This window comes from Marinobacter alkalisoli (genome assembly GCF_045449855.1).
Lineage (GTDB): Bacteria > Pseudomonadota > Gammaproteobacteria > Pseudomonadales > Oleiphilaceae > Marinobacter.
In genome coordinates this window covers 24,675-51,144 of record NZ_JBJJLC010000004.1, presented here as the reverse complement: position 1 = coordinate 51,144, position 26,470 = coordinate 24,675, and the positions used below count along the sequence as shown (strand labels likewise).

Below are 26,470 nucleotides of genomic sequence, written 5' to 3'. Positions count from 1 at the left end.
ACGAAAGTTTAGTGGGCGCCTTTAACTCACACGCCGTTCCCGCACCAGAAGGTTCTGCTGGGCAAAGCCCAGCGGCCCACTCTCGTCATGCAGCACGGAGCGGGTAATTCCGATACCTGAGGTTTCGATCCAGGTACGGCTGTCCACCCCCACCCACTCGGACACCGGCGGCCGCTGGATATAGAAGGTGAGGTCGGTATTGGCGAACAAATAGCGCTCTAAAGGTAGCATCCAGCTTAATCCGTTGCCGAAGTCCGAGGCGGCGGCGACTCGCATCAAGGGGGTGGTCTCCATGCTCTCCACCAGCGGTACGGTGAGCCGCAGCCAGGCCGCTGCCGGGCCCGGGCTTTGGGTGCTCCCGCCGGCGACCCTGGACTCCATGGCGGTATAATGAAAACTCTCCTCATCGGTCATGCCGGGAATCCAGACCGGCGTGTGGCATTGTGCAGGCGGAGGTAGTGGGCGTTCATCGGCGGCGGCCCCCTCGCTGATGGGCGTACCCCGTACCATCACTGCCAGGCCGCTGGCCACGACCGTGTCACCGTGACGCAGAGTCACCCTCACCCGGCGTACCGTGCGGCCCGGCTCGACGTCCACGGTGGCGCTTAGTTCCGCCACCGGCACCGGTCGAAGTAGCTCCATGGTGAGGCGTACCAGCTGGTAGCCTTCCGGCGCCAGCGCCTCCTCGGCAAGCCCAGTGATCAGGCCGGCCGGCGCACCGCCGTGTTGAGCATCGGGACTCCAGGGACCGCGTGACAACACGGTGGGAAGAATACGCCTACCCTGCCGGCGGAACACGCAGTTGTTCACGGAAGCAGCGATTTCAGACATTGGTCAGCTCCAGAGTGTTGGCCATCCCGGTGATCGAGCGCTATTCATTATTTGTTCGCTATAGGTTAAAAAGTAGCACGCCACCGATAATCAGATTAGCTTTCGCACTAGTACCAATGGAGTATTCAGTGGGAATATACTCTTCCTATGATGACATCCAGCCCTAATCTGCACCTGCGAAGCTACGGCCATGAGGGGAAAAAACATTCCCATGACCACCACCAGTTGGTGTTACCGCTGTTGGGCAGGCTTTCGCTGTCTGTAGACCAGACCGAAGGTAACGTCGAGCGAAACCGGTCTGCGGTTATTCCGTCCGGAAGCGACCATGGGTATTCCGCATCTGAAGAGAATCGATTTCTGGTGGCCGATGTGCCAGAGGCCCTGGCCCCTGCATTGGAACGGCTCCCCTGTTTTGTTGAGCTGGATTCGGCATTACTTCATTACGTCCGGTTTCTGCACTCGCAAATGTTAAACGGGGCGGCGTCATCTCACACAGAGCATCAGATGCTGCTTTTGTTGATCCAGCTCTTGCAGGAGCGCCACGGCGACAAACTGAAGCTTGACCGGAGGGTAGCTACAGCAAAACAGTTCATTGATGATAATTTCCACAATAAAATCATCGTTGCCGAACTCGCGGCCGTTGCTCACCTGAGTATTCGGCAGCTTAATGAATTGTTCCGTGACCAGATTGGCATGACACCCCACCACTACCTGACCGAACTCCGCATGCAGGAGTCCTGGAGATTACTGGAACAGACTGATCTCAATATCCAGCGCATTGCGGACTCTGTGGGGTACAGTTCGCTGTCGTCCTTCAGTGACCGCTTCTCCCGTCACTTTGGAAAATCGCCAAGCCATTTCCGCCGAAAATCGAAATAATGCTGCCTTAATCGGAAAGCAGAGGCCCTTCCACCGGGCATAGACTCCCTCCCCTGAACTTCAAGAACTGATTGTGTCTGGGAGAACCTATGGCAACCATCGTCACGGCAACGTGGATTGGCTCAATTTCTGTGTTTCTGTGGGGAACGCTTGCGCTGCTGACCAAGCTTTCTGGTGGGAAGATTCCGGAATTCCAGTTGATGGCGATGACCTTTGGCATCGCGTTCCTGTTGATGTGTGTTCGCTGGTTCCGCGCGGGCCATAATGGAACCCGGTATATGCGTCAACCCCTATTGGCCTGGTGTATCGGGGTTGGTGGCCTGTTCGGCTACCACTTTGCCTACTTCAAGGCGATGACGCTGGCTCCGGCTGTCGAAGTCAGCCTGATTGCCTATCTCTGGCCGCTGTTCATTGTTCTGTTGTCGTCCCTCTTGCCCGGCGAGTCCCTGCGGAAACAGCACATTGTGGGAGCTGTGCTCGCCCTCGTGGGGTGCTGGTTGCTGATCGGGCGGAATAGCAGTGGTTTTGCGGCGAGTAACATGGACGGTTACCTGGTGGCCTTCAGTTGTGCGTTGATCTGGTCGTCATACTCTGTTCTGTCCCGGTTGGTAAAAACCGTACCGACTGATGCCGTGGGCTGGTTTTGTGGCGTGACCGCCGTTCTGGCCCTGGTGTGTCACCTGGTCTGGGAAACCACAGTGTGGCCAACTGGGTGGATTCAATGGGCGGGCGTGTTAGGCCTTGGCCTGGGCCCGGTTGGTATTGCCTTTTTCACCTGGGATTATGGCGTGAAGCACGGCAACATCCAGTTGCTTGGTACCCTGGCATACAGTGCTCCCCTCATTTCCGTGGTTTTGCTGATCGCGGCGGGTTATGGAGAAGCCACCAGCGCCGTGATCGCTGCAAGTGTTCTCATCGTAGTGGGTTCACTGATTGCCGGCAGGGCCAGGCGTCAACCGGTTGCCGAGCCTGAAGTCGTTCAATGATCAGTTTATCTGGATGTTGTCGTAGAGATAATCCAGGAATGCCCGAACCCGACCCGGCATCAAACGGCCCTGCCCCAGAAAAACCGCGTGGACCTCTTCCCGGTCTCCGGGGTTGTGGTCTTCCATAACCGGCACAAGTCGACCCTGGCGTATGTCTTCATCAACCAGGAATCGGGTCAAACGTGCCAACCCGGCACCCTCGACTGCCAGTTTGCGCATGGTTTCCCCATCACTGACCAACAGATTTCCCTGAGGCATGAGTTCAGTGTGCTCGCCATTAATCATCAGGGGCCAGGCGGTAGTATGCCGGGAAAAACTGAAACCCAGACGATTGTGTGTCCTTAGTTCTTCTACGGTGACCGGCATGCCATGTCGTTCTAGATATTCCGGGGCTCCCACTATCACCATACGGGTTTCACCCAGCTTGCGGGCTACCAGATTGGAGTTCTCGAGAGGACCATTACGGACGGCCACATCCGTATGCTCAGCCAGCAGATTGACTACCTGATCAGTTAACGACAGCTCCAGTGTAATACCGGGGTACTGTGCCAGAAACCTGGAAACAATCGGCAGTAAAAAACCGTGGCCGACAGGAAGACTGGCAGTGACCCTCAAGTGCCCCGTAGGCTCTACTGCTCTACTCGCTCCCCTTTCCGCCTCTTCCAGGTCACTGAGGATGTGGAAGCAACGTTCGTAAAACCATCGGCCCTCCGCAGTCAACTGCATTTGCCGGGTGGAGCGATGAATCAGCTTGGTTCCCAGCCGCTGCTCCAGGCGCGTAATCGCCTTGCTGGCGGCAGATGGGGTCAACCGGCAGGCCCGGGCGGCGGCCGAAAAACTGCCCTGCTCTACCACAGCACTGAAGATTTCCATGGCCGCCAGGCGATTGGTGGAGGATTGAGGCATAGTGAATTCATTTCACAAATATTGTGACAACAGGATGTCTATATCATAAGTAAAGGCCTCTGTATCGTCGAGTTACCAACGACGCGAGAGGAGAACTGCTATGGAATACCGTCAACTGGGCGCTTCTGGCCTGAAAGTTCCCGCATTGAGCTTTGGCGCCGGTACCTTTGGTGGCCGGGGCCCTCTGTTTGGTGCCTGGGGCAATACCGAGAGTGACGAGGCACGCCGTATAGTGGATATATGCCTGGATGCTGGCGTTACCCTGTTTGATACTGCGGATGTGTACTCCGATGGTGCGTCCGAGGAAGTGCTCGGAAAAGCGATCCGGGGCAAGCGCCAGCAGCTGATGATCTCCACCAAAACCACCCTGCCCATGGGCAATGGCCCCCACGATGCCGGCTCTTCAAGGGAACGCTTGATCCGAGCATGTGAAGCGTCGCTGAGACGGCTGAACACCGATCATATCGATCTGTATTATCTGCACGCATTCGATGCCCGTACCCCGGTGGAAGAGGTGTTGAGCACGCTGGACCTGTTGATCCGGCAAGGAAAGATCCGCTATGTGGGCGTATCGAACTTCTCCGGCTGGCAGATAATGAAATCCCTTGCGGTGGCTGACCGATATGGCTACTCCCGTTATATTGCCAACCAGACCTATTATTCACTGGTCGGCCGGGATTACGAGTGGGAACTCATGCCCCTTGGGCAGGATCAGGGGCTCGGCGCGGCCGTTTGGAGTCCACTGGCCTGGGGCCGGCTGACCGGTAAAATCCGGCGGGGGCAGCCGTTACCGTCGACCAGCCGCTTGCATGAGACAGCGCAGTTTGCGCCCCCGGTGGATGACGAACACCTGTACCGGGTTATCGACGTTCTGGAGGAGATCGCCGAGGAAACCCATAAGACTGTGCCCCAGATCGCGATAAACTGGTTGCTGCAAAGACCCACCGTGGCCACTGTGGTCATGGGTGCACGTAACGAATCGCAACTTCGGCAGAACCTGGGTGCAGTGGGGTGGAACCTGACTCCTGAGCAGATCACCCAGCTTGATGAGGTCAGTGCCGTGACACCGCCTTACCCCTATTACCCTTATCAAACCCAGGAAGGGTTCAAACGCGTTAACCCTCCGTTGGTGTAGCAAAGAAATTCCGGGTCGACGCCTCAATTGCCGCAAGCCACCAGTTGGGACATATAACTACCCCTTCCCCGAACAAAGGCCAACAGACGATCCGGATAGTCAAGGGAGACCGCCTTGCGAACCGACTCCCGAGTCCGCAAGCGGTCCCGCCACATATGAACCTTTTCCACATTCTCCAGAATGCCCAGGTCCACCACAGACTCAAACACATCGAAATACCTGAAAATCGGACCGTAGACAGCATCAATGATCTGAAAGTTCTCCCCGGAGAAATAAGGACCGCCGCCCAGCCGATTCTCTAATTGCCCGAATCGTATCCGTAACCTGTTACGTGAGGCATCAAACTCTTCCTGTGTTGGTGCGCTATACAGTTGGGCAATGCCATTCAACAGACCAGACCCGAATTCTATCCAGGCGCGGTGATCGGCACGCTCCAATGGGTCCTCCGGATGCAGCGAGCCTGGTGTCACCTCATCGAGGTATTCGCAGATCACAGCTGACTCAAAAAGGGATTGTCGTTTCCCCACCACGAGCACCGGCACCTTGCCCAACGGGGAAATATCCTGAAACCACTTTGGTTTGTTTGCCAGGTCAATGTCCGTGCGCCTGTAGGGAATTCGTTTTTCACTCAGGACGATGACCGAGCGTTGAACGTAGGGGCACAGTACATGGGTGATTAGCTCGAACTCGCGAGTCATAGACGGTTCTCCTTATTGGATTCAGATCGGGCTCAGTATCGCGCTTGCACTCGGTGAGTAACATTCGCAAAATCGGAAAGGCAGAATTGCAATTTTGCAAGATCAGGGGATATCAAATGGACTGGAATTCACTCAAAGTCTTTCTCGCCATCGAACAAAGTGGCTCCCTGGCTGGCGCAGCCCGAATACTGGGTGTGAACCACTCAACTGTGTTTCGGCGGTTGAACGCCTTCGAGAAAGATTTGGGTGCCCGCCTGTTTGAACGCCTGCCTGGCGGTTACGCGCTAACTCCCCTGGGCGAGGAATTGAAAGACATCGCCAATCGCGTTGACGGTGCCTTTAACGATATGGAGCGTCGAATTGCGGGTCGCGACGTGCAGCCAAAAGGTAAAGTCCGGATTACCGCACCCAATAACCTTGCCTATCGATACCTGCCGAATTATCTGGCCGATTTAAACCAGGATTATCCGGAGATCACGGTCGAATTGCTGGTCAGCAATCTGGAAGTCAACATGAACAGCCGACAAGCAGATATCGCCGTCAGGGTAACGGATGTGCCGCCTGAACATCTGGTTGGCCGGCAAGTGTGTTCCATCGGCTGGAGTGTTTATGGCAGCCCCACCTACCGGGAAAAACATGGCTTCCCGGCAGGATTGGACGACTTGCAGCACCATCTACTGATCGGCGCTAGTGGCAGCATGCAGGGACTACCGGCATTTGTCTGGCTGGAGCGCACACTGGCGCAATGCATCGCTGCCCGCAGCGACGACCTGGTGGCCATGTCCTGGTTAGCCCAGAGCGGTCATGGCCTGGCCCTCCTACCGGACGACCAGCAGCGACCGGAACTGGAAGCCTTGTTTGCTTTCCCGCCGGGGAAGACATCAAATCTGTGGCTACTGACCCATCCCGATCTGCGGCACGTTGAACGTATCAAACTGGTTATGCGATATCTTTCGAGCGCATTTGCGGAAGATCAGCGTCTTGGTGGCTTGATCCGGTAGTTAATCATGCAGAAACACACCGTCTTCATCCCAATCTTCCCTGCCAGTAAACGGGATTGGGAGCTGACTAAATTCCTCTCTAAAACAAGAAGATTTTAACTGCAGCAATGGCGGCCACCGTTCGAATCAGCCATTTGAACTGTTGAAACTGCATTTTCCTCAACAGTAGATAACCAATGAACCCACCGACCAGCATCGCCGGGATGGACTGCAACCCCAGCAATGTGGTTTCAGCGTTCAGGAATCCCAGTTTGTATAGAAGCGGCACCTTAGCCAGGTCGATTACCAGAAACAGCCACGCCCGGGCGCTCACATAGGATTCCTTTTCTAATCGCTGTTCCATCATATACAGGCTGAGCATGGGCCCGGCTGCGCTGGCTGTCATGCTAATGACGCCGGTAACCAAGCCAATAACCTTTGCAGTGAATGGATGCCTCATAAATGTTGCTTCATGATGGTCCAGCCAAATGCCAAGAAGCAGCATTCCCACGATACTTAACCCGATTAACAGCGCAAATTGATCCGCATTCATACCTGCCAAGAACCACGCCCCTACCCCCATCCCGAATATCTGCAAAGGTAACAAGCGAAGTAGCACCATCCAGTTCACGGACTTCCGGTAAATGGAAACAGCTATAAGGTCGGCGAGTATATAAATAGGAACCAGGATGCCCAGTGCTTCTGGTCCGGGGTACGCTAACATCAGAATCGGCACTATAAGCATGCCCATACCACCGACGGAGAACTTGGAAAAGCCGGTGATGAATGCCGCTGCCAGCAAAATAAATGTTGCGCTCTCCACCAGTCCTCCTTCGTGGATGGTTGAAGTTATGAGCTTTGGGAGAACTTTATGCTAGCCAGACAAATGAAAAGAAGATAACTATTAATTGCTTTCAACATGATCGATAATACCTTTCATGACCAACGATCAGCTCAAAGCATTTATCGCAGTAGTGGAACACGGAAGCTTCCGCTCGGCGGCTTCGCACGTTCATAAAACTCAGCCAACAATCAGTGCAGCAGTCGCGGCCCTGGAAGACGAGTTCGGGTTTCTTTTGTTCACCAGAGAGGGGTACCGCCCTGTCCTGACTGCCGAGGGGAAAGCCTTCTACCAGGAAGCCAGGCGGTTGTTGAAGCAAGTAACAAAACTGGAGTCTTTAGGTCATCATCTGGCTAAAGGTGCGCCCCCTACTCTTTCGATATCAATGAGCGCAATGTGTGCGTTGCCACCCAGGCTGAATGAAATAAAAGCATTCTGCGATGGCTATCCTGACTTACAGCTAACAATTTCCACCGAACATTTGTCCGGGATTCTGGAACTGCTCCATCTGGAAAAAGCCGATGTCGCAATTGGCCCGGATATCGGGCTGGACAGCCGCTACGATTTCGTTGAATTCGGAAAGGTCACCATGGTGACGGTTGCCTCACCCGAATTTATCAATCACGACGAAGGAGAGATCATCAAACAGGCCGCACTTCGTAACCGACCGCATATATTGGTCGCTGATACCGGTTCGCTTTCGCCACTCGACAACATCAACATCCTTCCCGGCGGTCGCCGCTGGTTTGTAAAAGATTATCAGGTAAAAAAGGCTTTGATTCTCAGTGGAATGGGCTGGGCGCGAATCCCGCTCCATATGGTTGAAGCTGAACTAAGGTGTCGAGATCTGGTGCCGTTGGAAATAGAGAACTTCACATCGAGAAACGACGTGCCAATTCACTTGATTCGCCTGCGCCAGAATCCACTGAGCGAACTTGGCAAGGCGTTTTGGAATACGATGATAGAAAGAAGCACGGAACATTAGTCGAACGTTTTCATTGCTGCTTCCCACTCCTCAAGTATTAAGCCTCGCTTCGCCTGATCGGCATACATCAATAATGACAGGCTTAAGGGAATTGGCTGGAAATGGGTATCCGGCTGCTGACTCAATGAATGAGCAGGTAATTCGCCCGTCACCTCTTCACGAATTGGAAACAGGTCGGCCTTATCAGCTAGCACCTGCTGGCCATCAACAGAGAGCAGGAAATCCAGAAAGAGACCGGCGATCTTCGGGTTCGGGGCTCTTTTCGGTATAAAAGCGGAGCGCATAACCAGGGTTGTATAGTCGTCAGGCATCACCACAGAAACATTGGGGTACTGTTCGGCCCAGGATTTGGCATAAGACCCGAGAACGTTGTAGGCAATGAGAATTTCCCCGGAGTTGACGTTTCTCAACATGGAAGAACTGCTCGGGAAACGTCGGGCGCGATGTGTGCCAAAGGCCTCAAGCAATCGCCCATAACTACCCGATTGCTGACGATCGTGCGCCCAGGTTAGATACCCTACGCCAACGTTTTCAATATCAAAGGTTCCTATCCTACCCATCAGTCGATCGCTCTCCTGACGAATAAGATCAAGCAGTTCTGAACGAGTTGCCGGCTGCTGATCTTCAGGGAGAAATTTATTGTGGATAGCGATTACCGCCGGTTCGTATGTAAACCCAAAGACCTCGTTACGCCAGTTGGCCCACCTTGGTAAAGCCTGGGTCTGATCCGACCTGTGTGGCCTCGCATGTCCGTCATTGACCAGTTTGACCTGAAGATCCATTGCGGAACTCAACATGAGATCCGGGCTTCGAGGCAATCTTTCCAGATAGCTCTTATAGAGAACGCGTGTATTAAACTCTGAATAGCGGATTGAAACATGAGGGTGGCGATTCTGGAACTCCGCCAACACGGGCCAAAAGACTAAAAAATCTGCAGCGCCATATATTTGCAACACGGACGTTTCATGATCGATGGCCGGTAATTGGTAGACGTCTTCAGAAACCACCGGGCTGGCCCAAAGAGCTAATAGCAGCACCAACTGTCTATGACACTTCATCGATTTGCTTCCCCAAGGAAATGAATTTCCACTGTGAGCCCCTGAGGGAAGTTGTCCTTGAGTTGCAGGTGGGCATCATGGTGAGCTGCAACTTCTTGTGCTATCGCCAACCCCAACCCGCTTCCTGATCGCGGATTATTCGGGCTGCGATAGAACTGCTCAAAAACATGCTCCCGTTCATCTTCAGATATTCCCGGGCCATTGTCGCTGACTCTGAGCATGGGGCCGTCGGAACCCTCGCCGCTCAGGAGATCCACTTCAACTACGCTATTTTCAGGGCTGTACTGAATGGCGTTTTCAATAATATTCCGGAGCATCTGTTTAAGGGAAAACGCGTCACCCAATACAACAACCTTGGTTTTCCCCAGGTATGCTACCTCTACTCCACGATGCAGCGCGGATACAGCTATCTCTCGACAGACCTCTTCTATCAGGCTGTCCAACGCTACGTCACCAAACAACTCACTTCGTAAACGGTGTGCCAACTGAGCCCGACTCAACAGTTGGCTGACCGTAGTGGAAAGCATGTCTGTGCACTCAACCACACGATTGATCTGCTCCTGACGCAATTCGGGATCATGTTCTGCCAGCGCATTTTGGGCCTGTGATTTCAGGCCCGCCAGGGGTGTACGAATCTGGTGGGCGGCTTCTCCGGTATACCTTTTCAGTCCGTCCAACGTCGACGCCAGCTGCAACATGAAATGATTGATGGTCTGCAGAAGTGGACGTATTTCCTGTGGCACGTTCAAAGTAAGGGGTTTCAGATCGACGGGTGACCGTTTGCTTAATGCGACATTTAACTTATTCAGGGGCCGGAGAATCAGCCATATACCAAACATTATCAGCACCAGAGCCACCACAATGAATCCACCCGCCGCCTGTAGGGCCCGCCAGCTAATACCGTCAGCTAGCTCATTGCGAGCAAGCAAAGTCTGGCCAATTTTAACCCGTACTGTTTTGGCAACTCCCAGATCCTTCAGTACACGCTCGACCGTGACAAAGCGGACTGGCTCATCGCTGTAGGTGGCCTCGAAGAAACTCACCGGCAGCTGGCCCACTGAACTTTCTGCGCTGGGAGCTGTTTCCTGATTGTTTGATTCAGGCAGCCCTTCATAACCAGTCAAGTGATTGCCACCAACAATATCGACCGCGTAAAAGACACGATCTTTAGGTGCGAGAGCGAGGGTATCAAAGGCTGATCGTGGCAGGTCTACCAAGACCCGCCCGTCTTGCAGCCTTATGTTCTCCGCTATTTGAAATGCGGCGCCGGTGAGCAGGCGGTCGTAGGATAACTGGGCCGCTCTTTGGGCATATTTGTTTGCGCCCCAGTAGCTCACTGCTGCCAATATGAACAGCAGTACAATCGTCATCGTTGCAAGTTGCTGCTTGATCGAGTAGCTAAGCGGCTCAGCCATTGTCCCTGTCCAACAAATAACCCAATCCGCGAAGTGTTCGAATCTCTACGGTGCTGCTCTGAAGTTTTTTTCTGAGCCGCGCCACATAGGTTTCAATTGCATTAGGACTGGGGGAGTCATCGAAACAATAAAGATGATCAAGCAACTCCTCTTTGCTCAACACGCGTCCAAGATGACTGAGAAAAATCTCCAGTAAACGGAACTCTCTCTGTTTAAGGTCGATTGGTTGCTGATCAACCGTGACTGTACAAGCGCTGCGATCCAGGACAAGGTTACCGTAAATGATTGTATTGTCGGCTTGGCCCTGACTACGCCTGAGCAACGCGCGGATTCTTGCTTCGAGCTCACCAAAATCGAACGGTTTTGTAAGGTAATCGTCTGCCCCAAGATCAAGAAGCTGTATCCGGTCATGAATCTGGTCGCGGGCGGTGAGTATCAGTACGGGCGTATCGGTCTTCCGGCTGCGCAGGTTTTCCAGTACCCGGTCACCACCCAGGCCGGGCAGGTTAAGGTCCAGAACCACAAGGTCGTAGGCCGTGTGTTTCAGTATTTCATTTGCAGTATTCCCTGTTGTTACCAGATCAACGCCATGACCTTGTTTAGTGGCGTGCCGGTGGAGAGCCTCTCCAAGGATCTCATCGTCCTCAACAATCAATAATCGCATTAAGAATTTACTCTATCTTATTGTTTTATATGAATTGATAAGAACTTTAGTTCCTGCCTCAATTATTATACTAACAGCACATGCGGCCAATTCAGGAACAAAATCTGTACCCGTTATAAAGCGTAGAGGTCTTTCGTGTTGTGACAGGCTGGTGACAGGTTCACCGGTTAGCGTTAGCTCCTGTGTATTCATTTGTATACAAACAGGAGTTAAACAAACCATGTCAGTCATCAACAAGAATTATGACTTGGTGGTCGTCGGTGGCGGCAATGCAGCACTGTGCGCCGCAATAACTGCTGCGGAGCATGGTGCACGAGTGCTGATACTGGAGGGTGCCCCCAAAACCTACCGAGGAGGCAATTCGCGCCACACCCGTAACTTTCGCTGTATGCACAACACGCCAATGGAGGTTCTGACAGGACGGTATGACGAAGAAGAGTACTTTCAGGATTTACTCAAGGTCACAAAAGGTAAAACCGATGAAACGTTGGCGCGGCTGGCGATAAGAGGTACTGAAAAGAGCTATCGATGGATGCAGGAACACGGGGTTCACTTTCAGCCCTCTTTGTCCGGCACCCTGTCACTGTCACGGACAAATGCGTTCTTTATGGGTGGCGGTAAATCGCTGGTCAATGCGTACTATCGGGTAGCCGAGAACCTTGGGGTTGATGTTCTTTACGAAGCTGAAGTAACTCATCTGGAGCGCCAGGACAACGTTATTGTCTCGGTCGAATTCACATACAACGGTTGCCGTGAGCGCCTTACTCCAAAAGCTGTCGTTGTGGCCTCCGGCGGATTTCAGGCTGATCTTGACTGGCTCGCCCGCGCCTGGGGGCCTGCGGCCCAGAATTTCCTCATACGTGGCACACCATACAACCGTGGCGTTGTGTTGCGTGATTTGCTCGATCAGGGGACTGAGCAGGTTGGCGACCCAACCCAATGCCACGCTGTGGCCATCGACGGTCGCGCGCCCAAGTTCGATGGTGGAATAGTTACCCGTCTCGACTGTGTGCCCTTCTCTATTGTTGTCAATGAAAAGGCAGAGCGTTTTTACGACGAAGGGGAAGACGTCTGGCCAAAGCGCTACGCCATTTGGGGGCGGCTCGTAGCGGCACAGCCGAATCAGGTTGGTTATGTGATCATTGATAGTAAATCCATCAACCTTTTCATGCCCTCGGTATTTCCTCCGCTGAAAGCCGAGAGTATAGAAGAGCTCGCCTTGAAGATGGATTTGGATCCTACTGCATTGCGGGAAACGGTTGACGAATTCAACAACGCCTGTGTTGGCGGGGACTTCCATCCTACTGAACTGGACGGCCTCTCAACGGAAGGCCTTACACCTGCGAAAACCAACTGGGCACGCCCTCTCGATAGCCCACCCTACTACGGGTATAGCCTGCGTACCGGAGTCACTTTCACCTACCTCGGTTTGAAAGTGGATGAAAACGCGAAAGTTCAAACCAAACAGGGTCCGCTCGACAACCTTTGGGCTGCGGGCGAGATCATGGCCGGATCCATTCTGGGCGAAGGTTACCTGGCTGGTTTTGGTATGACCATCGGAACCGTATTCGGCCGTATTGCCGGCGAGGAGGCAGCACGTTATGCAACCAATTGAAGTAGTTAATATTCAGACGAATGACGAACCTATACAAAACCAGGCCCTTGAAGAAGCACGTCGCCAGTTTCAGATATGCAACGCCTGCCGATACTGCGAAAGCTATTGCTCAGTCTTCCCTGCCCTACATCGGCAACGTGAACTTGAAGATGGCGAGCTCCAGCAGCTGGCGAACCTTTGCCACAACTGCCGTGCTTGTCACTATGCGTGTCAGTACACGGCACCTCACGAGTTTGCAATAAATGTCCCGGCGGCCCTTGCAGAAGTACGCCAACAGGTCTGGCAGGAAAACGCATCGCCTAAATGGCTGGCTCGCCTGTTTCACCGCAGTGGAGCAGCAATCGCAGTGATCACCTCGCTGGCTTTCGCTCTTCTACTCTGGCTTGCGCAATGGCAGTCGGGTGGTGATGGAGCGGGTTTCTATGCCGTACTGCCGCATAACGTCATGGTGGCACTGTTCCTTCCGGCGTTTATTTTGCCACTGATCTCCGTGGCTGTCGGACTTCGTCGATACTGGCGAAGCATTGGTGGTAGCAGAATTACGTTCAGGCACCTTCACGCAGCCATGGGTGCGGTTTCAACTATGAAAAATCTCGCTGCGGGCCATGGTGATGGTTGCAATTTTGAAGATGAAGATCGCTTTTCACATAAACGCCGACTTTATCACCAGGCAACAATGTATGGTTTTTTACTTTGCTTCGCAGCGACCAGCGCTGGAACGATCATGCATTACGCGCTTGACCTGCCTGCCCCCTACAGCCTGTTTTCTGTTCCGAAGCTATTGGGTTTAAGTGGCGGCATTTTACTCTGCATAGGTACTCTCGGCCTGGCTTACCTGAAAACGAAAGCAGACCCGGAATTATCTGCTCAACATGTCTGGGGCGGAGAAATGGGCTTTATTCTTCTGCTATTCAGTGTAAGCAGCACCGGGCTGTTGCTATACGCCTTAGCCAATAGTGCCTGGTTGCCAGAGCTGCTGGCTCTGCATTTGGGTACCGTGCTTGCGTTCTTTGTACTCATACCGTTTTCAAAAATGGTGCATGGGTTCTACAGGCTGGCAGCGCTGGTCAGGGACGAACAGATGAAAGCCAACGGTTAGGAAAGGAACACTACCATGTCCCGTGCAGAGCATGCCTATCAAATGTTGTTGCAAGCCATTACCCAGGGAAGCCTCAAACCGGGTGGGCGTATTCTTGAGGCTGAACTGGCCAGTTGGTTTGGAATAAGCCGGACGCCCGTTCGGGAAGCGTTGAAGCGCCTCGAATCAGAGGGGTTGATATGCACCGCTCCGCGCAGGGGCATGATAGTTGCCCGGCTGGATTTACAGGCGATTATGGAGCTTTATCAGATGCGCGAGGTGCTTGAGGGCACCGCTGCGCGTCTGGCTGCTCAACAGTGTTCGGATGCGGAGGTGTACAACCTTCGCGAGTTGCTGGACCAGGAATATAGCGCACAACACGATCCAGCGGAGCAGGCGATTAAAAACCGTGCATTTCACAACGCGATCTACCTCGCTGCCCATAATCGCTACCTGCTCAAATCCCTTAATAGTTTGAGAGATGCCATGGCATTACTCGGACCAACCACGTACATGTTGCACAGCAGACCTCAAATCGCGCTGACAGAACACGCTGCTATCGTTCAAGCCATTGAAAATCGCGATGGTGCAGCCGCTGAGAGGGCTGCAAGAGAACATATACAAGCAGCGCAAAAAGCTCGCATTCGTCTGGACAACGAGCAGCCTAACAAATGCGCCATTGCTGGTTGAGACAAAGCCATCGGATGACAGGTTGATGACAGGTTCCTTCTTTAGGGTGTGTTATCCGGAATATTCAGATTCCGGCAACAAAAACACCAATTCAAAAGGGGACCCTGATGTTAAAAACAAAAACCACCAAGTGGATAGGCACGGGTATTATTACAGCTTTGGCCGCAGGCCAGGCTATGGCGGCTGACACAGACAACACTTACCAGTTAAAAACCAAAAGTCGACTCGTTCATTTCGATAGGGAGTACGAGGATCCCGACAAAGATCGAACCCAGTCAGCGTTTGCAATCACTGCAGACTGGACCACCCCAGCGTTTGGCGACTGGATCGGATTCGGGGTCTCCCCCTACTTTGTCGAGGATCTTCACTCCGGAGGGCTAATCAAGGAAGACGTATTGACCGTCAAGGATGGGGAAAACCAGGGTTTTGCAGTACTGGGACAGGCATTTGTAACGCTTACTCCCTTGGACAAACTTGCTATCAAACTTGGCAGGCAAACCCATAAGTCAATGCTACTAAGCAGCTCCGGAAGCCGCTCGGTTCCAAATACCTTCCAGGGTTTAAACACTCAGTTCCGTATAACCGACAACTTTTCCCTATACGGCGCCGTCTATGACAAATGGTCGCCACGTTCCAACGACAGCTTTGAAGGTTTTGCCACGGACCAATCTCTTGAAGGTGACATTGACTATGTATCAGTCGTTGGCTTTGGCTACAGCCTGGAATCTTTCCGCGCCGATGTGGAATACCTCAACGCAAAAGATTATCTCAGCAAGCTTGGTTTGAGAGTCAGTAACAGGATAGGTTTTGACAGTTCGAGTCTGAAACTGACCGCCGGGCTCTTTACCTCTTCCGACAGCGGCGATCTCTTTGTTACCGGAGCTGAAGGCGGGGATCTGGATGATGAGGATGCAACTGGCAGCGTTGCCGGGGTGACCAAAAGCGAAAACGATGGGCTAGGCGCCTATATTGAAGCGCAGTGGGCAGTTAACAACATAGAGTTGACGGCAGCTGTGTCGAAATTCGACGACCTCTGGATCGAAGATAACTTTTCTGGTGATCACGGAAGCAACCCGTTCCCTACGCGTTCTCGCGTTGGACCAGATGTCACCAACACCAATGAAACTGCAGCGAAGTTAGCCCTCAAGTACGACTGGAAAGACTTCGTTCCAGGTCTGCAAACCACTGTGGCGGCAGGCCACGGATGGGATGCTGAAAACTCGGTAAACGACTCTCTGGGTAGCGCTGATGAAGATTGGCGCGAAATCGTTGTCGGCTACAAGGTGCAGGGGATTAAAGGGCTCAAATTCAAAGCCATCTGGCATGACTATACTTCCGACGAAGATGGCAGCATCGACGGCGTCAAACCAGACCAGACAGACATACGTGTATACCTGGATTATTCCTACGCATTCAATTTTTAATTATCCCACCCGTTCAAACAGTGGCCGGAGAGTCACTGTTTGACTGTTTTTATTGGATTTCCTTCCTCTTTATTTCAATAAAGCCTCCACATCTCAACTGGTGACAGGTTGATGACAGTTTGGCGCATTAAATTGATCTTATCGCGCTCGTTAATGCGCCTCCTCTTGAACTGATCAATTAGACAGCTACAGCGGTCAGGAGCGATACCCATGTTTGTAACAAAAACAATGTCCACATCCGAAATTACGAAGCTCGTTCCCTCGGTCATTCCCCATTCCAACCAAATCCAGTTAGCGGCCTCAGATTCGAACGGGGCAGAACAATCCGATGAGCTCGAACACGTTGCGATATTGAGTACCAACTGATTGTCATTCGCCGGTAGCGGTGTTCCAGACGGTGCGTCGCTATCGGTCTTTTTATTCCGTCCAGGCTCCGAAGCTCAGCCCATCTGGCTGAGATAAGCCCACTCCAAACAGGAGAAAAATAATGCCCAATCAAACTGCAATTCCCTGCACCATGATGCGGGGAGGTACGTCGCGAGGACCTTATTTCCTGGCAATTGATCTACCGGACGACAGAGCAACCCAGGAGCGGGTCATCCTTGCTGCAATGGGATCGGGGAACGCTCTACAGATCAATGGTATTGGCGGCGGTTCCAGCCTGACAAGCAAAGTAGCAATCGTATCGCAATCACAGCACCCAGATGCAGATGTCGACTTTCTGTTTGCCCAGGTTTCTGTTGAGGAATCTATCGTTGATACATCACCATCCTGCGGAAACATTCTCTCAGGGGTCGGGCCTTTTGCCATAGAAAAGGGGCTGGTACCCGCCGATGTTGAAGAAACATTGGTGCGCATACGGAATATCAACACGAATTCCTTTATCGAGGCTGTAGTAAAGACGCCCAACGGAATCGTCGAGTATGACGGTGATGCTTCCATCGATGGGGTCGAAGGTACCGCGGCGCCAATTCTGCTCAATTTCCTCAACGTCGCAGGAAGCAAGACAGGACAGCTGTTGCCTACCGGCAAGCTAAGAGACCGCATTGACGGCATAGAAGTGAGTTGCATCGATGCGGCCGTGCCGATGGTGCTCATTTCAGCGTCATCGCTGGGCAAGCGAGGTGACGAGTCCAAAGAAGAGCTTGATGGTGATACCGAATTACTGCGTCGAATCGAAGCGATCCGGCAGGAGGCATCCTGGAAAATGGGGCTTGGGGATGCAACAGGCAAAGTCATTCCAAAGGTAGCTCTTTTGTCCAGGCCGCGCCATGGCGGAACCATTACCTCCCGTTATTTTGTCCCCCACAGCTGTCACGGCGCTCATGCGGTGACCGGTGCCATCTGTGTCGCAAGCTCTGTTGCCCTCCCCGGCTCTATTACTGACGAATTGGTCGTCCGTCCGGAGGGAGAAAAACAGGTCATTCAGATTGAACACCCGAGCGGAAAGATCGATCTGGCACTTGAAGTTAACTATACGACGACCGGCCCTCAAATTCAGCGAGCCGGACTGATTCGAACCGCCCGTAAGCTATTTCAAGGTGATCTCTATGTGTCTTCTCACATCTGGTCCTACTCGAGAAGCCAGGCCTGTTAACAAGCGCCCATAAGCAATCAAGCGAATACGCCAACAAGCCTTTTTGATGACAGGTTGCTGACAGGTTGACTCCCTACATTAGAAAGCAAGTCCGGTTATGACTCTCGACAGTAGCCGGCACCAAAGACAAAAACAAAGCAATACAGAATAGAGAGGATCATTATGAACCAACCAACAAAACAACGTTCGTGGATCAAAGCAATGAAAAGCATCACTGTCATTGCTGCCATTTCATTGACCCTTGGCACCGCAGCATCGGTACAAGCCAATGTTAACTTCGCTGACGAAAGGGTTGAATGGGTTGTTCCGTTTAAAGAAGGCGGCGGTTCCGACACCTGGGCCCGTTTTTTTGCACCGTTGATCTCTGAGAATTTGCCAGGTCGGCCTCCTGTTGTCGTAAAGAACATTCCCGGAGGTGGTTCCACAAAGGGTGCCAACTATTTCGATCGCCGCGCCGAAGCAACCGGTCTTGAGGTTCTGGGTACCTCTGGCTCAACCCAGTTTCCTTTTCTGTTGGGTGATCGCCGGGTGAACTACGACTACAAAAACTGGACCCCCGTACTGGCCTCCCCCACTGGCGGCGTGTTCTATGTGAGCCCGGAACTGGGAATCGATTCCGCAGAAGACCTGGTCAAGCTTCGCGACAAGTCGATCAAGTATGCCAGCCAGGGCGCTACATCTCTCGATCTTGTTCCCCTTCTCGCTCTAGAGATTCTGGATATTGATGTTCACGCAATCTTCGGCATGAAGGGCCGTGGCGCTGGCCGGCTGGCATTTGAGCGAGGTGAGGTAAATGTTGACTATCAGACAACCTCCGCTTATTTGCAGAAAGTAGCCCCCCTGGTTGAGGAAGGAAAAGCAGTACCAATCATGTCCTGGGGAGTTCTCGATGACGACGGCAACCTGCAACGTGATCCCACCTTTCCGGATCTTCCTCACTTTGCCGAAGTCTACGAAATGATTCACGGTACCAAGCCAGAAGGCACCGCTTTCAAAGTCTGGAAGGCTTTCTTTGTGGCCGGTTTTGCCGCTCAGAAAGGGATATTCCTACCACGCGATACCAACCCAGAAGTGATTGAAGCATGGGCCAAGGCGGTTGAGGACACTGTGGCCTCTGAAAAGTTTAAGAGCCGTGCCGAAGCGGTTCTGGGAAATTACCCGCAAGCCGTTCAGGCGAAAGCCGCCAAGGCCTTTCAGGTTGCACTGGACATGGACGAATCCGAGCGTGCGTGGGTCCGCGATTGGCTCAGCACCCGTTATCACGTTCGGTTCTGAACGACTCTCCAGCAATTGTCTTTCACGGGCGGGCTCCAAGAGGTCCGCCTCGCGAACGCAACCTTGAGGTAAGGAATCATGATTGACGCATTCCTGTCTGCTCTGGCAACGGCTACTACCGGCGCCCACTTGTTGTATCTTGCCGGTGGTGTAGCACTGGGGCTCGCTATTGGCATTTTCCCGGGGTTAGGAGGGATAGCAGGCCTTTCGCTACTTCTTCCTTTCCTTTATGGCATGGAGCCAACCACCGCTCTTGCAATGCTGATCGGTCTGGTCGCAGTGATCCCGACATCCGATACCTTCACATCCGTACTGATGGGGATACCGGGCTCCAGCGGCTCACAGGCAACGGTTCTTGACGGCTTCCCGATGGCGAAGCGTGGAGAGGCTGCCCGGGCATTGGCGGCAGCGTTTTCTTCTTCACTTTTTGGCGGGGTTTTTGGCGCCCTCGTCCTTACAGGCTTTGTTCTTATAGCCCGCCCAGTGATTCTCGCGTTTGGCTCAGCCGAATTATTCATGCTGACGTTGCTAGGTTTGAGCATGGTTGGTGTACTGGCTGGTAATAGCCTGCTTAAGGGGCTGGGAGCCTGTGGAATTGGTTTGCTTCTTGGGAGTGTTGGCAGTGCACCGGCGACGGGCGAGTACCGGATGACTTTCGGTAACTTTTACCTGATGGATGGCCTTCCTCTGGTGGTTGTTGGCCTCGGTATTTTTGCTTTACCGGAAATTGTCGATTTGTTACGACAAAATCGCGCCATCTCAGAGGCTTCCGAACTGGGCAAGGGTTGGTTATCAGGTGTCCGTGACCTGATAAGAAACAAATGGCTCGCGTTACGATGTGCCGTTCTGGGGTGTATCGTTGGTGCTCTTCCCGGCCTTGGAGGAAGTGTTGTTGACTGGATTTCATACGGTCACGCGGTGCAAACCACCAGGAACAAGGACAACTTCGGAAATGGCGATGTGCGCGGCGTTATAGCGCCGGAATCCTCTAACAATGCGAAGGAAGGTGGTGCGTTAATCCCAACGCTGCTATTCGGTATCCCCGGGTCGGGCAGTATGGCCGTGTTCCTGGGTGGGATGGTGCTTATTGGTATTGAGCCGGGTCCCTCCATGGTCACCTCAAATCTCGACATCACCTACACTATCGTATGGTCCCTGGCTCTTGCGAACCTGGTTGGCGCCGGTGCCTGCCTGCTCCTTTCGAAATGGGTGGCGAGAATCACGACGATACCTTACGCCCTGATGGCACCATTCATGATCACTATTATTTGCTTCGCCGCATTTCAGGCGACACGTGATCTGAATGACCTGGTGGCACTGGTAGGAATAGGAGCCCTCGGCGTTCTGATGAAGCGATTCGATTGGCCGCGACCTGCCTTCCTGATTGGCTTCGTTCTGGCGAGTGGTATGGAAACCTACCTCTATCAAGCGGTCCAGTTCGACGGGTGGGAATTCCTGACCAAGCCGGGCGTGCTTGTCATCGGGGCTCTTACCCTGATCTCCATTTACTTCGCCGCGCGCCATGCGTCCGGGAACTCGAAAAACAAAGCGGTCATGAACGAAAGACAAGAACGCACCAGCTCACAACCAGTGCGTGCTACCAATTTACTGCCACAGGCTTTGTTCGCTGCGGGAGTGTTCGTTACGTTCGGTTATGGACTCTACGACTCTTTGCAGCAATCGTTTCTTGGTAGCGTGTTCACTGCATCCCTATGCGCTGTCATGCTGGTAATAAGTGGCGCCGTACTTTTCAAGCTGGCAACAGGACGTGTTGAAGATCCGGTCAACCACGATAAAGAAGTCATCGAGGGGCACATAGGTGACCAGGGTATCGCCAGCCTCTTCCACTATCTCTACTGGATTACAGGATTGGTGATTAGCTGTTACCTGCTCGGATTCCTGATATCCATCATCGGATTTTTTGTTGCCTTCTTGCTTGTCAAAGCCAGAACCACGCTGATGAGGACCGCCGTTCTAACTTCCACGATTGTGGTTTTCATGGCCAGCTTGGCGCACATGCTCGTTTTGGATCTGCCACATGGACTTCTACAAAGCGCTGTTGAATTACCTTGGCCGCTTGGCTGACAGCCTTTGCAAAATTCGTCGGATCTGAATCTGGAGAACAACATGTCCATACCAAAATCGCTCCTTATGCCGCTGTCCAGCAGCGGCCAGGAAAAAGAACGAATGCTCAGCGCATTATCAGTGGCAGCCCATTTCGATGCTCATCTGGAAGTGCTTCACGCAACCCTGAATCCACGCCAGTTTATTCCTGACGAGGTCATCGTACGACGCATGCCACAGAATTTGCTGCGTGAGCTGGAAACGTTGGCTCAAAAGTACTCGGTTACTGAAGCTTCCGAGCTGAAACAATTATTCCTGTCGCTATGCGAGCAACAACATATTCTTCATAGTGAACGGTTCTCCCATCGTGGCCCAACAGCTTACTGGCGTGAGATCAATGGCCTACGCAGTGAGCTTGTGGCCGAGCGGGGCAAAGTCAGTGATCTGATTATCGTCCCCCAGCCCAAATCCGGAAACCCAACATCGACCTTCGAAGCCGCAATCATGCACAGCGGAAAACCCGTGCTTTTAGTACCTCGTACCTTGACGACTTTTTGCACCGATCGAGTTCTGATTGCCTGGAATGGTAGTACTGAAAGTGCGCGCGCTGTGACGAGCGCGCTTCCAGCACTGAAACAAGCGAAGGAAGTTATCGTTGGATGTAGTAATCGCTCTGCCGTTCGCAAACCCGGCATTGACCAACTCACTCAATACCTGGCACATCACGGCGTAGAAGCCGTTGGCAAACATTTTGACAGCCATCGCCTCGCTGCGGGTGAAAGCCTCCTGCAACTTTCAGATTCTATTGGATCCGATCTTATCGTTATGGGCGCCTATACCCACAGAAGGGTTCACGAGCAAATCTTTGGCGGGGTGACGCGACATATGGTTGGTCACGCAAAGATACCGATCTGGATGATGCATTGAAAAGCTGATGGCAGGGAGCGTGCCCCCCGTACCAGGTCCCTCCAGAGTGGGGGAAATCCGATTGATTGAGTCGGACAACGAATTTAGCACTTTGGGTGGAAATGAGCAGCCAAGTATCTGATCTATCGTGAGGCGGATTTAGTATTTTGTTTGGTCGTCCAAGGGCAAGCAATAGAGGCAGCAAAAGAATCTGGCTAGCGCAAACCCCGGACAGACGAGAACAACGGGGGAGCCAAACTCCCCCTTACGGATCAGTTTTCAACTTCGTCCTCTGCGTCATCAGACATACTCTTCACACCCTGCTTGATGTTCTGCCAGGCGGAGGAGGTGGCCTCCTTGGTGTCCTCCCAGGCGCTGCGGCTGGTTTCCTTGGTGTTTTCCCAGGCCTGACTCATAGCGTCACTGGTCTGGTTCCACCAGCTTTCATCGTATTCCGGTAACGCCTTGATTTCATCCTGGGTCGCTTCCATATGGACTTCGTAATCCTGGTCGTCAAACTCGTTGTTGCCGCCGTCTTTCATTCGCAAAGTAAAGGTGCCGCGCTCGGCTACTACATCACGGCCACCCATACCCAGCACGTCACCGGTCTTGATCACCAGTGCGTGGACGGACATGTTGTCGTCCATGAGTATGTTCTCCACTTCGCCGACCTCCTCACCGCTGCTGTCGTGGACGTCTGCGTCCATCAAGTCATCCGCTGAATAAAGTCCCTGGGCCGCGTGGGCGGACAGGCCGAAGGCCATGGATCCAGCGACCAGGGAAATGCCCATTGCCCGAATCAAGTGTGTGCGCATCATAGTGAACTCCTGTATTTGCTGAACTTTTATCTATTCTCAGATTTTCTACAAGAAAATCAGTTGGTTGTTAGTTTCTGGATGGGCACTAGTCAGTTCCAGGATGAGCCTTGCTGGAATCTCGAGCTGCTGCCGCTGAAGTCGGATCCAGCTGGGGTGGCTTGGGGTCCGATTGGCTAGCGTCTGTTCCAGCCGGGGAGTTCCCTCCGCCTGAGAAGTCGGATTCAGGCTTGTTTGTAGCCTTCGGTGAGGGCGCGCCGCCCGATGACACATCATTGTCGTCTGCGCTTTCCGGGGCAGCCTTTCCCTGCGCTTCTTGCAGTTTTTCCTCTGCTTTCTCCTTGAAAGCGTCTGTTTCCCTGTCGCTCAGTTCTCCCATCACGCGATCTTCCACCGAGGTCCGTGGCAGGAGGGCTCCCAGGGCAGCGCCGGCTGCCACTGCCAGAACCCCAACCAACAAGGGTTGGTCACGTAACATTTGGGTATATCCTTCGCGCGCATTGCGGAGGCCACTACGTGCGCTTTCGGCAGTGTGTCGGCTGGCGTCGCTTACCCGGTGCATGGCATCACTGGCACCCGCGGCCACTCGGTGGCCAGCTTCCCGGGTACGCTCGGCGGCATCATGAGAAGACGAGCGGAGGCTGCTGGTTGCTGAAGACAGCTTCTCGCGAGTAGCACCTGCTTTTTTTCCGATCGTGTCAGTCACACTCTCTCCCCGATCTCCCCGATCTCCCCGATGTACCGACGGCTGCTTCGACGCGGTCATCAGCCAGATCAGGCTTACCCCCGCAAGGATTGTTGGAATCGGATTATTTTCCACCTGTCTGGAGAGATTGCGAAGGAAGTCATAATTACCTTTGCTCTGCAAAAGGGAGATTCCCCGATTGAGCAGTTCGCTGGGAGAAAACTGCTGCATCAGCTCGTCAACTGTACCCTCGATATCTTCACGTACACTGTCAGCCTCACGCTCCAGATCTTCAGGATCCTTTTGCAGGTCGTTTTTGAATTGCTCTTTTGCTGTATTCATAACGCATGTCCTTTAACGGTTTCCTTGTCTTTCCGGACGCTGTCCATGGTGCGCGTCAGTTTCAAACTGGACGGTTCCAGCTTCTTCTTGCCCGCTGTTACCATGATCAGCCCTATAATCGTCACCACACCACCAACAATCAGGGCGGCCAACCAAAGCTCCATAACCTGCCCGAGCCCCAAAGTCGCGGCAGCAAGCAAGAACAGATAACCGGAATTCAATACCACCACTCCGCTGATCAGGCCGGAGACGCCTTTTTTGGTATCGTTAAGTGATTGGGAAACTTCCGAGCCAGCCAGAGCCAGCTCCTTGCGGAAAAGAAGCGCAAGATCGTCGATCAGATGTCGAACCAGGTCGTAAAAACGCGCTTTTTCCTCGGGCTGAGTGGCAGATTGACTGTCACGATTCGCACCGGAAAGATCGAAATTTTCATTCTGAGCGGCATCGGTATCAGCCATGATAACCTCCTGAATTCCCTTGTATGAGTGCACTCGTTTGCTTAGCTGTGTCCATCAGACAATCTTGAGGAGGCTTTGAGGAACCTGCTCAAAGCGAGCCCAATACCTACACTGCCAAGCACAAAGAGCGTCGGATTCTGGCGGGCCAGGCGCACCAGATCCTGGATCAAATCCTCGGCAGTGCGTTTTTCAAGGCGTTCGGCATATTCAGATAGCCCGGACGCAATAGAGGTAGTTGCCTGAGCCAGTGTTTCTTCACCCTGGTCCCGGAGACTGTCCGCTGCGCGGCCCAACGCTTCAGCGCCGTGACTGGCAGTACTGGAAAAATTCCTTTTAGCGGTATCAGCGCCTTCCTCAGCCTTGGCCTGAGCGGCTTTTCTAGCTTCACTACCAAGCTCACTTGCACTGCCTGCAGTGGAATCGGTTTTACTGCCCGGGTTGAAACTGTCTTCACTACTAGGTGCGCCCGCCTGTTGCGCACCTCTTCCCTGATGTGTATTCGGATCGTTTGGTTCCATGGCATTTCTCCTGAGACGCAAGGGCACAGGGCATCTCCCGTGCCACTACACGGGATATCTCGCCTCACAGGCCCTGCTTTGCTGAGAGGCGGAAGAACGCGAAATTTTCCTGTCGTGAGATTCTGGCTGGCAATAAAGTCGAGCGATGAGAAAAGACTAGCGCTTGGTGACAGCGGAGTATGTACGGTTGCCCACACAATTAGGGGCACTTAACGCTGAAGCGCCTCCGTCTCGAGATGTGTTCTACGGATGCTTACTTGACTGGTGTGTCAGGACTTATCCCTTACCCATTTCTCGCCATCCTTGTGATACTCCTTTTTCACTGCAGACCAGGCCACCTTGTGAGCGGTTTCCTCCCGGTCTGAATCGCCGCGGCGATCTTCCGGCTTGCGGTATTCCTCCCAGGCCGAATTAAAGGCCTTCCGGTAAATTTCCTGGGCATGAGATGGCAGGTTGTTGCGTACGTTGTCCGGCAACTCAGCATTACTGTTGTAAGGCATTTGATCGATCCTCCAAGGTATAGAACTTCCTGGTCTTCACGGACTGAGCTCGTCTGCCTGGTCTTCAGCTTCAACTGCAGACCATTTCCAACCTTCCCGGCGAACGAGCCTGTGCAAACGCACCCGGCGGTTTTTCAGATGATCGAACGCATCATCCTGATTATCCGCCAGTGGAACATTCTTGCTTTTGAGGAGGCCAATGGCAGGCAAAGGTGGCATGTCTAAGTGACCGTTGTTGCTCCTTTTCTCAAACCTGTTCAGATAATGGGAGACAACTTCTCGAATATTTCCCACCGTAAACGAATTCCACCGGTAGTTTGGTTGCAATCCCTCTGTCAGCAGGCTGAGTGCATCGTCCAGGCGGCCCAACTGAACACCAAGGGAGAAGCGGCTTTGCTTGCAATGAAACAGATCAAGCAGCGGATAAGCCAACCGTTGTTCAGAACACTGAATCAAGTCCGAGGAAACTTGCCCAAGCGCGTTTTCAAACCCTTGGGTATTCTTGTTCTGCCAGGCTCGCCAAACCATTTCCTGAGGGCTACTGCCCAATAAAGAAATCGAGAACGCCAGCTTTCTCCGCGCAACAGCACCCTGAACCAACGGCACCGCATAAGTAATAATCAGGGTGACCAGGACCAGCCCGTTAAACGCTGCCAGCGCCGTTAAAAGACGTGTTACATCTCCGCCCGGCTTGAAATCACCCATACCCAGAGTGGACAAGGTGAAGCCAACAAAATAAATGCGATCCACTAAACCCGCTGTTTGTTCGCTTTGTGCCTCAATCACTCCGTCCGGGAAGGCGCTGAAAATAAGCAGCCATCCGGCCCATAAGGAGAGCAGCCACGCAGACCCTACTGCCACAATTGCGATAGGCCCCGCGGCAACCAGTACGGCACGATTACCAAACACAGCATGGGCCTTTGCCGAGGCCCACTCGACGGCGATGGTGATCAGTCTGGTAATTGGTCCGCTCCCCTGCGTAGTAAGGGTGGTCCATGCAACGTCAACCATCACGATAACGAGAACGATAATCCCAGGCACAACCAGCAATTGTGTGTTCACCCTGCCTCCGCTAAGACGGGACCGACTTTAATAGCCCGGCCCCTGAGTTGGTCAGGCCAGTTC

At 53.1% G+C, this 26,470-nt stretch carries 26 protein-coding genes; 13 read left to right on the top strand and 13 right to left on the bottom strand.

What is annotated here, in order from left to right:
• Positions 1–21: 21 nt before the first annotated feature.
• Positions 22–831, bottom strand: coding sequence for a thioesterase family protein (locus tag ACJO5Y_RS01630; RefSeq protein WP_406984580.1), 810 nt, complete (start codon positions 829–831; stop codon positions 22–24).
• A 147-nt stretch (positions 832–978) separates the two neighbouring features.
• On the opposite strand from ACJO5Y_RS01630, the gene ACJO5Y_RS01625 reads away from it, so the two are divergent.
• A complete protein-coding gene (locus ACJO5Y_RS01625) occupies positions 979–1,710 on the top strand; it encodes a helix-turn-helix domain-containing protein (RefSeq protein WP_406984578.1) in 732 nt (243 codons plus the stop codon).
• 89 nt (positions 1,711–1,799) lie between these two features.
• Positions 1,800–2,696 (top strand): aromatic amino acid exporter YddG, encoded by an 897-nt coding sequence (gene yddG / locus ACJO5Y_RS01620; RefSeq protein WP_406984576.1) that lies wholly within the window; start codon positions 1,800–1,802, stop codon positions 2,694–2,696.
• Here yddG and ACJO5Y_RS01615 read toward each other — a convergent pair whose 3' ends face one another.
• Complete coding sequence (locus ACJO5Y_RS01615) at positions 2,697–3,602, bottom strand: LysR family transcriptional regulator (RefSeq protein ID WP_406984574.1); 906 nt, start codon at positions 3,600–3,602, stop codon at positions 2,697–2,699.
• A gap of 100 nt (positions 3,603–3,702) precedes the next feature.
• On the opposite strand from ACJO5Y_RS01615, the gene ACJO5Y_RS01610 reads away from it, so the two are divergent.
• Positions 3,703–4,737 carry an aldo/keto reductase gene (locus ACJO5Y_RS01610; protein ID WP_406984572.1) on the top strand — a complete coding sequence of 345 codons (1,035 nt, stop codon included), beginning with the start codon at positions 3,703–3,705 and terminating at the stop codon, positions 4,735–4,737.
• A gap of 23 nt (positions 4,738–4,760) precedes the next feature.
• Here the strand turns inward: ACJO5Y_RS01610 and ACJO5Y_RS01605 are convergent, their stop codons facing one another.
• Positions 4,761–5,435 (bottom strand): glutathione S-transferase family protein, encoded by a 675-nt coding sequence (locus ACJO5Y_RS01605; RefSeq protein WP_406984571.1) that lies wholly within the window; start codon positions 5,433–5,435, stop codon positions 4,761–4,763.
• A gap of 116 nt (positions 5,436–5,551) precedes the next feature.
• On the opposite strand from ACJO5Y_RS01605, the gene ACJO5Y_RS01600 reads away from it, so the two are divergent.
• Positions 5,552–6,436 carry a LysR family transcriptional regulator gene (locus ACJO5Y_RS01600; protein WP_406984569.1) on the top strand — a complete coding sequence of 295 codons (885 nt, stop codon included), beginning with the start codon at positions 5,552–5,554 and terminating at the stop codon, positions 6,434–6,436.
• 79 nt (positions 6,437–6,515) lie between these two features.
• Here ACJO5Y_RS01600 and ACJO5Y_RS01595 read toward each other — a convergent pair whose 3' ends face one another.
• Positions 6,516–7,238, bottom strand: coding sequence for a sulfite exporter TauE/SafE family protein (locus tag ACJO5Y_RS01595; RefSeq protein ID WP_406984567.1), 723 nt, complete (start codon positions 7,236–7,238; stop codon positions 6,516–6,518).
• Between the two features lie 115 nt (positions 7,239–7,353).
• Between ACJO5Y_RS01595 and ACJO5Y_RS01590 the strand changes: the two genes are divergently transcribed.
• Entirely contained in the window at positions 7,354–8,241 is an 888-nt protein-coding gene (locus ACJO5Y_RS01590; protein ID WP_406984565.1) for a LysR family transcriptional regulator, read from the top strand.
• On the opposite strand, the gene ACJO5Y_RS01585 is transcribed toward ACJO5Y_RS01590, so the two are convergent.
• From ACJO5Y_RS01585 to ACJO5Y_RS01575, 3 genes are read right to left on the bottom strand one after another with little or no spacing between them, the layout of a single operon-like run.
• Positions 8,238–9,299, bottom strand: a complete 1,062-nt coding sequence (locus ACJO5Y_RS01585; protein ID WP_406984563.1) for an ABC transporter substrate-binding protein — start codon at positions 9,297–9,299, stop codon at positions 8,238–8,240. The two genes, ACJO5Y_RS01590 and ACJO5Y_RS01585, sit on opposite strands and share 4 nt — an antisense overlap.
• Positions 9,296–10,714, bottom strand: coding sequence for a sensor histidine kinase (locus ACJO5Y_RS01580; RefSeq protein ID WP_406984561.1), 1,419 nt, complete (start codon positions 10,712–10,714; stop codon positions 9,296–9,298). The genes ACJO5Y_RS01585 and ACJO5Y_RS01580 overlap by 4 nt, the downstream gene beginning before the upstream one ends.
• The gene (locus ACJO5Y_RS01575; RefSeq protein ID WP_406984559.1) at positions 10,707–11,378 is read right to left on the bottom strand and encodes a response regulator transcription factor; all 672 of its coding nucleotides are present in this window, start codon (positions 11,376–11,378) and stop codon (positions 10,707–10,709) included. Before ACJO5Y_RS01575 ends, ACJO5Y_RS01580 begins: the two co-directional genes overlap by 8 nt.
• A gap of 220 nt (positions 11,379–11,598) precedes the next feature.
• Here ACJO5Y_RS01575 and tcuA point away from each other — a divergent pair, with 220 nt between their 5' ends.
• From tcuA to ACJO5Y_RS01535, 8 genes are all read left to right on the top strand, one after another.
• Positions 11,599–12,993, top strand: a complete 1,395-nt coding sequence (gene tcuA / locus ACJO5Y_RS01570; RefSeq protein WP_406984557.1) for an FAD-dependent tricarballylate dehydrogenase TcuA — start codon at positions 11,599–11,601, stop codon at positions 12,991–12,993.
• Positions 12,980–14,092, top strand: coding sequence for a tricarballylate utilization 4Fe-4S protein TcuB (tcuB, locus tag ACJO5Y_RS01565; protein ID WP_406984555.1), 1,113 nt, complete (start codon positions 12,980–12,982; stop codon positions 14,090–14,092). The genes tcuA and tcuB overlap by 14 nt, the downstream gene beginning before the upstream one ends.
• A 15-nt stretch (positions 14,093–14,107) precedes the next feature.
• Positions 14,108–14,761, top strand: coding sequence for a GntR family transcriptional regulator (locus ACJO5Y_RS01560; RefSeq protein WP_406984553.1), 654 nt, complete (start codon positions 14,108–14,110; stop codon positions 14,759–14,761).
• Positions 14,762–14,868: 107 nt separating this feature from the next.
• Positions 14,869–16,185, top strand: a complete 1,317-nt coding sequence (locus ACJO5Y_RS01555; protein ID WP_406984552.1) for an OprD family outer membrane porin — start codon at positions 14,869–14,871, stop codon at positions 16,183–16,185.
• A 487-nt stretch (positions 16,186–16,672) separates the two neighbouring features.
• The gene (locus ACJO5Y_RS01550) at positions 16,673–17,782 is read left to right on the top strand and encodes a 4-oxalomesaconate tautomerase (RefSeq protein WP_406984550.1); all 1,110 of its coding nucleotides are present in this window, start codon (positions 16,673–16,675) and stop codon (positions 17,780–17,782) included.
• A gap of 162 nt (positions 17,783–17,944) precedes the next feature.
• Complete coding sequence (locus ACJO5Y_RS01545; protein ID WP_406984548.1) at positions 17,945–19,057, top strand: Bug family tripartite tricarboxylate transporter substrate binding protein; 1,113 nt, start codon at positions 17,945–17,947, stop codon at positions 19,055–19,057.
• A gap of 78 nt (positions 19,058–19,135) precedes the next feature.
• On the top strand, positions 19,136–21,142 hold the full coding sequence (locus ACJO5Y_RS01540) for a tripartite tricarboxylate transporter permease (protein WP_406984546.1): 2,007 nt from the start codon (positions 19,136–19,138) through the stop codon (positions 21,140–21,142).
• 42 nt (positions 21,143–21,184) lie between these two features.
• A complete protein-coding gene (locus ACJO5Y_RS01535) occupies positions 21,185–22,048 on the top strand; it encodes a universal stress protein (protein WP_406984544.1) in 864 nt (287 codons plus the stop codon).
• A 251-nt stretch (positions 22,049–22,299) separates the two neighbouring features.
• On the opposite strand, the gene ACJO5Y_RS01530 is transcribed toward ACJO5Y_RS01535, so the two are convergent.
• From ACJO5Y_RS01530 to ACJO5Y_RS01505, 6 genes are all read right to left on the bottom strand, one after another.
• Complete coding sequence (locus ACJO5Y_RS01530) at positions 22,300–22,845, bottom strand: PRC-barrel domain-containing protein (RefSeq protein WP_406984542.1); 546 nt, start codon at positions 22,843–22,845, stop codon at positions 22,300–22,302.
• 85 nt (positions 22,846–22,930) lie between these two features.
• Positions 22,931–23,869, bottom strand: coding sequence for a hypothetical protein (locus ACJO5Y_RS01525; RefSeq protein WP_406984540.1), 939 nt, complete (start codon positions 23,867–23,869; stop codon positions 22,931–22,933).
• The gene (locus ACJO5Y_RS01520) at positions 23,866–24,327 is read right to left on the bottom strand and encodes a phage holin family protein (RefSeq protein WP_406984538.1); all 462 of its coding nucleotides are present in this window, start codon (positions 24,325–24,327) and stop codon (positions 23,866–23,868) included. Before ACJO5Y_RS01520 ends, ACJO5Y_RS01525 begins: the two co-directional genes overlap by 4 nt.
• 41 nt (positions 24,328–24,368) lie before the next feature.
• Complete coding sequence (locus ACJO5Y_RS01515) at positions 24,369–24,845, bottom strand: hypothetical protein (RefSeq protein ID WP_406984537.1); 477 nt, start codon at positions 24,843–24,845, stop codon at positions 24,369–24,371.
• Positions 24,846–25,114: 269 nt separating this feature from the next.
• Positions 25,115–25,345 (bottom strand): ChaB family protein, encoded by a 231-nt coding sequence (locus ACJO5Y_RS01510; RefSeq protein ID WP_406984536.1) that lies wholly within the window; start codon positions 25,343–25,345, stop codon positions 25,115–25,117.
• A 36-nt stretch (positions 25,346–25,381) separates the two neighbouring features.
• Positions 25,382–26,407 carry a potassium channel family protein gene (locus ACJO5Y_RS01505; protein ID WP_406984535.1) on the bottom strand — a complete coding sequence of 342 codons (1,026 nt, stop codon included), beginning with the start codon at positions 26,405–26,407 and terminating at the stop codon, positions 25,382–25,384.
• Positions 26,408–26,470: the final 63 nt, after the last annotated feature.

Excerpts from the sequence above, each read along its gene's own strand:
- ACJO5Y_RS01630 (WP_406984580.1), bottom strand. The coding sequence starts at position 831 with ATGTCTGAAATCGCTGCTTCCGTGAACAACTGCGTGTTCCGCCGGCAG.
- ACJO5Y_RS01625 (WP_406984578.1), top strand. The coding sequence starts at position 979 with ATGATGACATCCAGCCCTAATCTGCACCTGCGAAGCTACGGCCATGAG.
- yddG (WP_406984576.1), top strand. The coding sequence starts at position 1,800 with ATGGCAACCATCGTCACGGCAACGTGGATTGGCTCAATTTCTGTGTTT.
- ACJO5Y_RS01615 (WP_406984574.1), bottom strand. The coding sequence starts at position 3,602 with ATGCCTCAATCCTCCACCAATCGCCTGGCGGCCATGGAAATCTTCAGT.
- ACJO5Y_RS01610 (WP_406984572.1), top strand. The coding sequence starts at position 3,703 with ATGGAATACCGTCAACTGGGCGCTTCTGGCCTGAAAGTTCCCGCATTG.
- ACJO5Y_RS01605 (WP_406984571.1), bottom strand. The coding sequence starts at position 5,435 with ATGACTCGCGAGTTCGAGCTAATCACCCATGTACTGTGCCCCTACGTT.
- ACJO5Y_RS01600 (WP_406984569.1), top strand. The coding sequence starts at position 5,552 with ATGGACTGGAATTCACTCAAAGTCTTTCTCGCCATCGAACAAAGTGGC.
- ACJO5Y_RS01590 (WP_406984565.1), top strand. The coding sequence starts at position 7,354 with ATGACCAACGATCAGCTCAAAGCATTTATCGCAGTAGTGGAACACGGA.
- ACJO5Y_RS01585 (WP_406984563.1), bottom strand. The coding sequence starts at position 9,299 with ATGAAGTGTCATAGACAGTTGGTGCTGCTATTAGCTCTTTGGGCCAGC.
- ACJO5Y_RS01580 (WP_406984561.1), bottom strand. The coding sequence starts at position 10,714 with ATGGCTGAGCCGCTTAGCTACTCGATCAAGCAGCAACTTGCAACGATG.
- ACJO5Y_RS01575 (WP_406984559.1), bottom strand. The coding sequence starts at position 11,378 with ATGCGATTATTGATTGTTGAGGACGATGAGATCCTTGGAGAGGCTCTC.
- tcuA (WP_406984557.1), top strand. The coding sequence starts at position 11,599 with ATGTCAGTCATCAACAAGAATTATGACTTGGTGGTCGTCGGTGGCGGC.
- tcuB (WP_406984555.1), top strand. The coding sequence starts at position 12,980 with ATGCAACCAATTGAAGTAGTTAATATTCAGACGAATGACGAACCTATA.
- ACJO5Y_RS01560 (WP_406984553.1), top strand. The coding sequence starts at position 14,108 with ATGTCCCGTGCAGAGCATGCCTATCAAATGTTGTTGCAAGCCATTACC.
- ACJO5Y_RS01555 (WP_406984552.1), top strand. The coding sequence starts at position 14,869 with ATGTTAAAAACAAAAACCACCAAGTGGATAGGCACGGGTATTATTACA.
- ACJO5Y_RS01550 (WP_406984550.1), top strand. The coding sequence starts at position 16,673 with ATGCCCAATCAAACTGCAATTCCCTGCACCATGATGCGGGGAGGTACG.
- ACJO5Y_RS01545 (WP_406984548.1), top strand. The coding sequence starts at position 17,945 with ATGAACCAACCAACAAAACAACGTTCGTGGATCAAAGCAATGAAAAGC.
- ACJO5Y_RS01540 (WP_406984546.1), top strand. The coding sequence starts at position 19,136 with ATGATTGACGCATTCCTGTCTGCTCTGGCAACGGCTACTACCGGCGCC.
- ACJO5Y_RS01535 (WP_406984544.1), top strand. The coding sequence starts at position 21,185 with ATGTCCATACCAAAATCGCTCCTTATGCCGCTGTCCAGCAGCGGCCAG.
- ACJO5Y_RS01530 (WP_406984542.1), bottom strand. The coding sequence starts at position 22,845 with ATGATGCGCACACACTTGATTCGGGCAATGGGCATTTCCCTGGTCGCT.
- ACJO5Y_RS01525 (WP_406984540.1), bottom strand. The coding sequence starts at position 23,869 with ATGAATACAGCAAAAGAGCAATTCAAAAACGACCTGCAAAAGGATCCT.
- ACJO5Y_RS01520 (WP_406984538.1), bottom strand. The coding sequence starts at position 24,327 with ATGGCTGATACCGATGCCGCTCAGAATGAAAATTTCGATCTTTCCGGT.
- ACJO5Y_RS01515 (WP_406984537.1), bottom strand. The coding sequence starts at position 24,845 with ATGGAACCAAACGATCCGAATACACATCAGGGAAGAGGTGCGCAACAG.
- ACJO5Y_RS01510 (WP_406984536.1), bottom strand. The coding sequence starts at position 25,345 with ATGCCTTACAACAGTAATGCTGAGTTGCCGGACAACGTACGCAACAAC.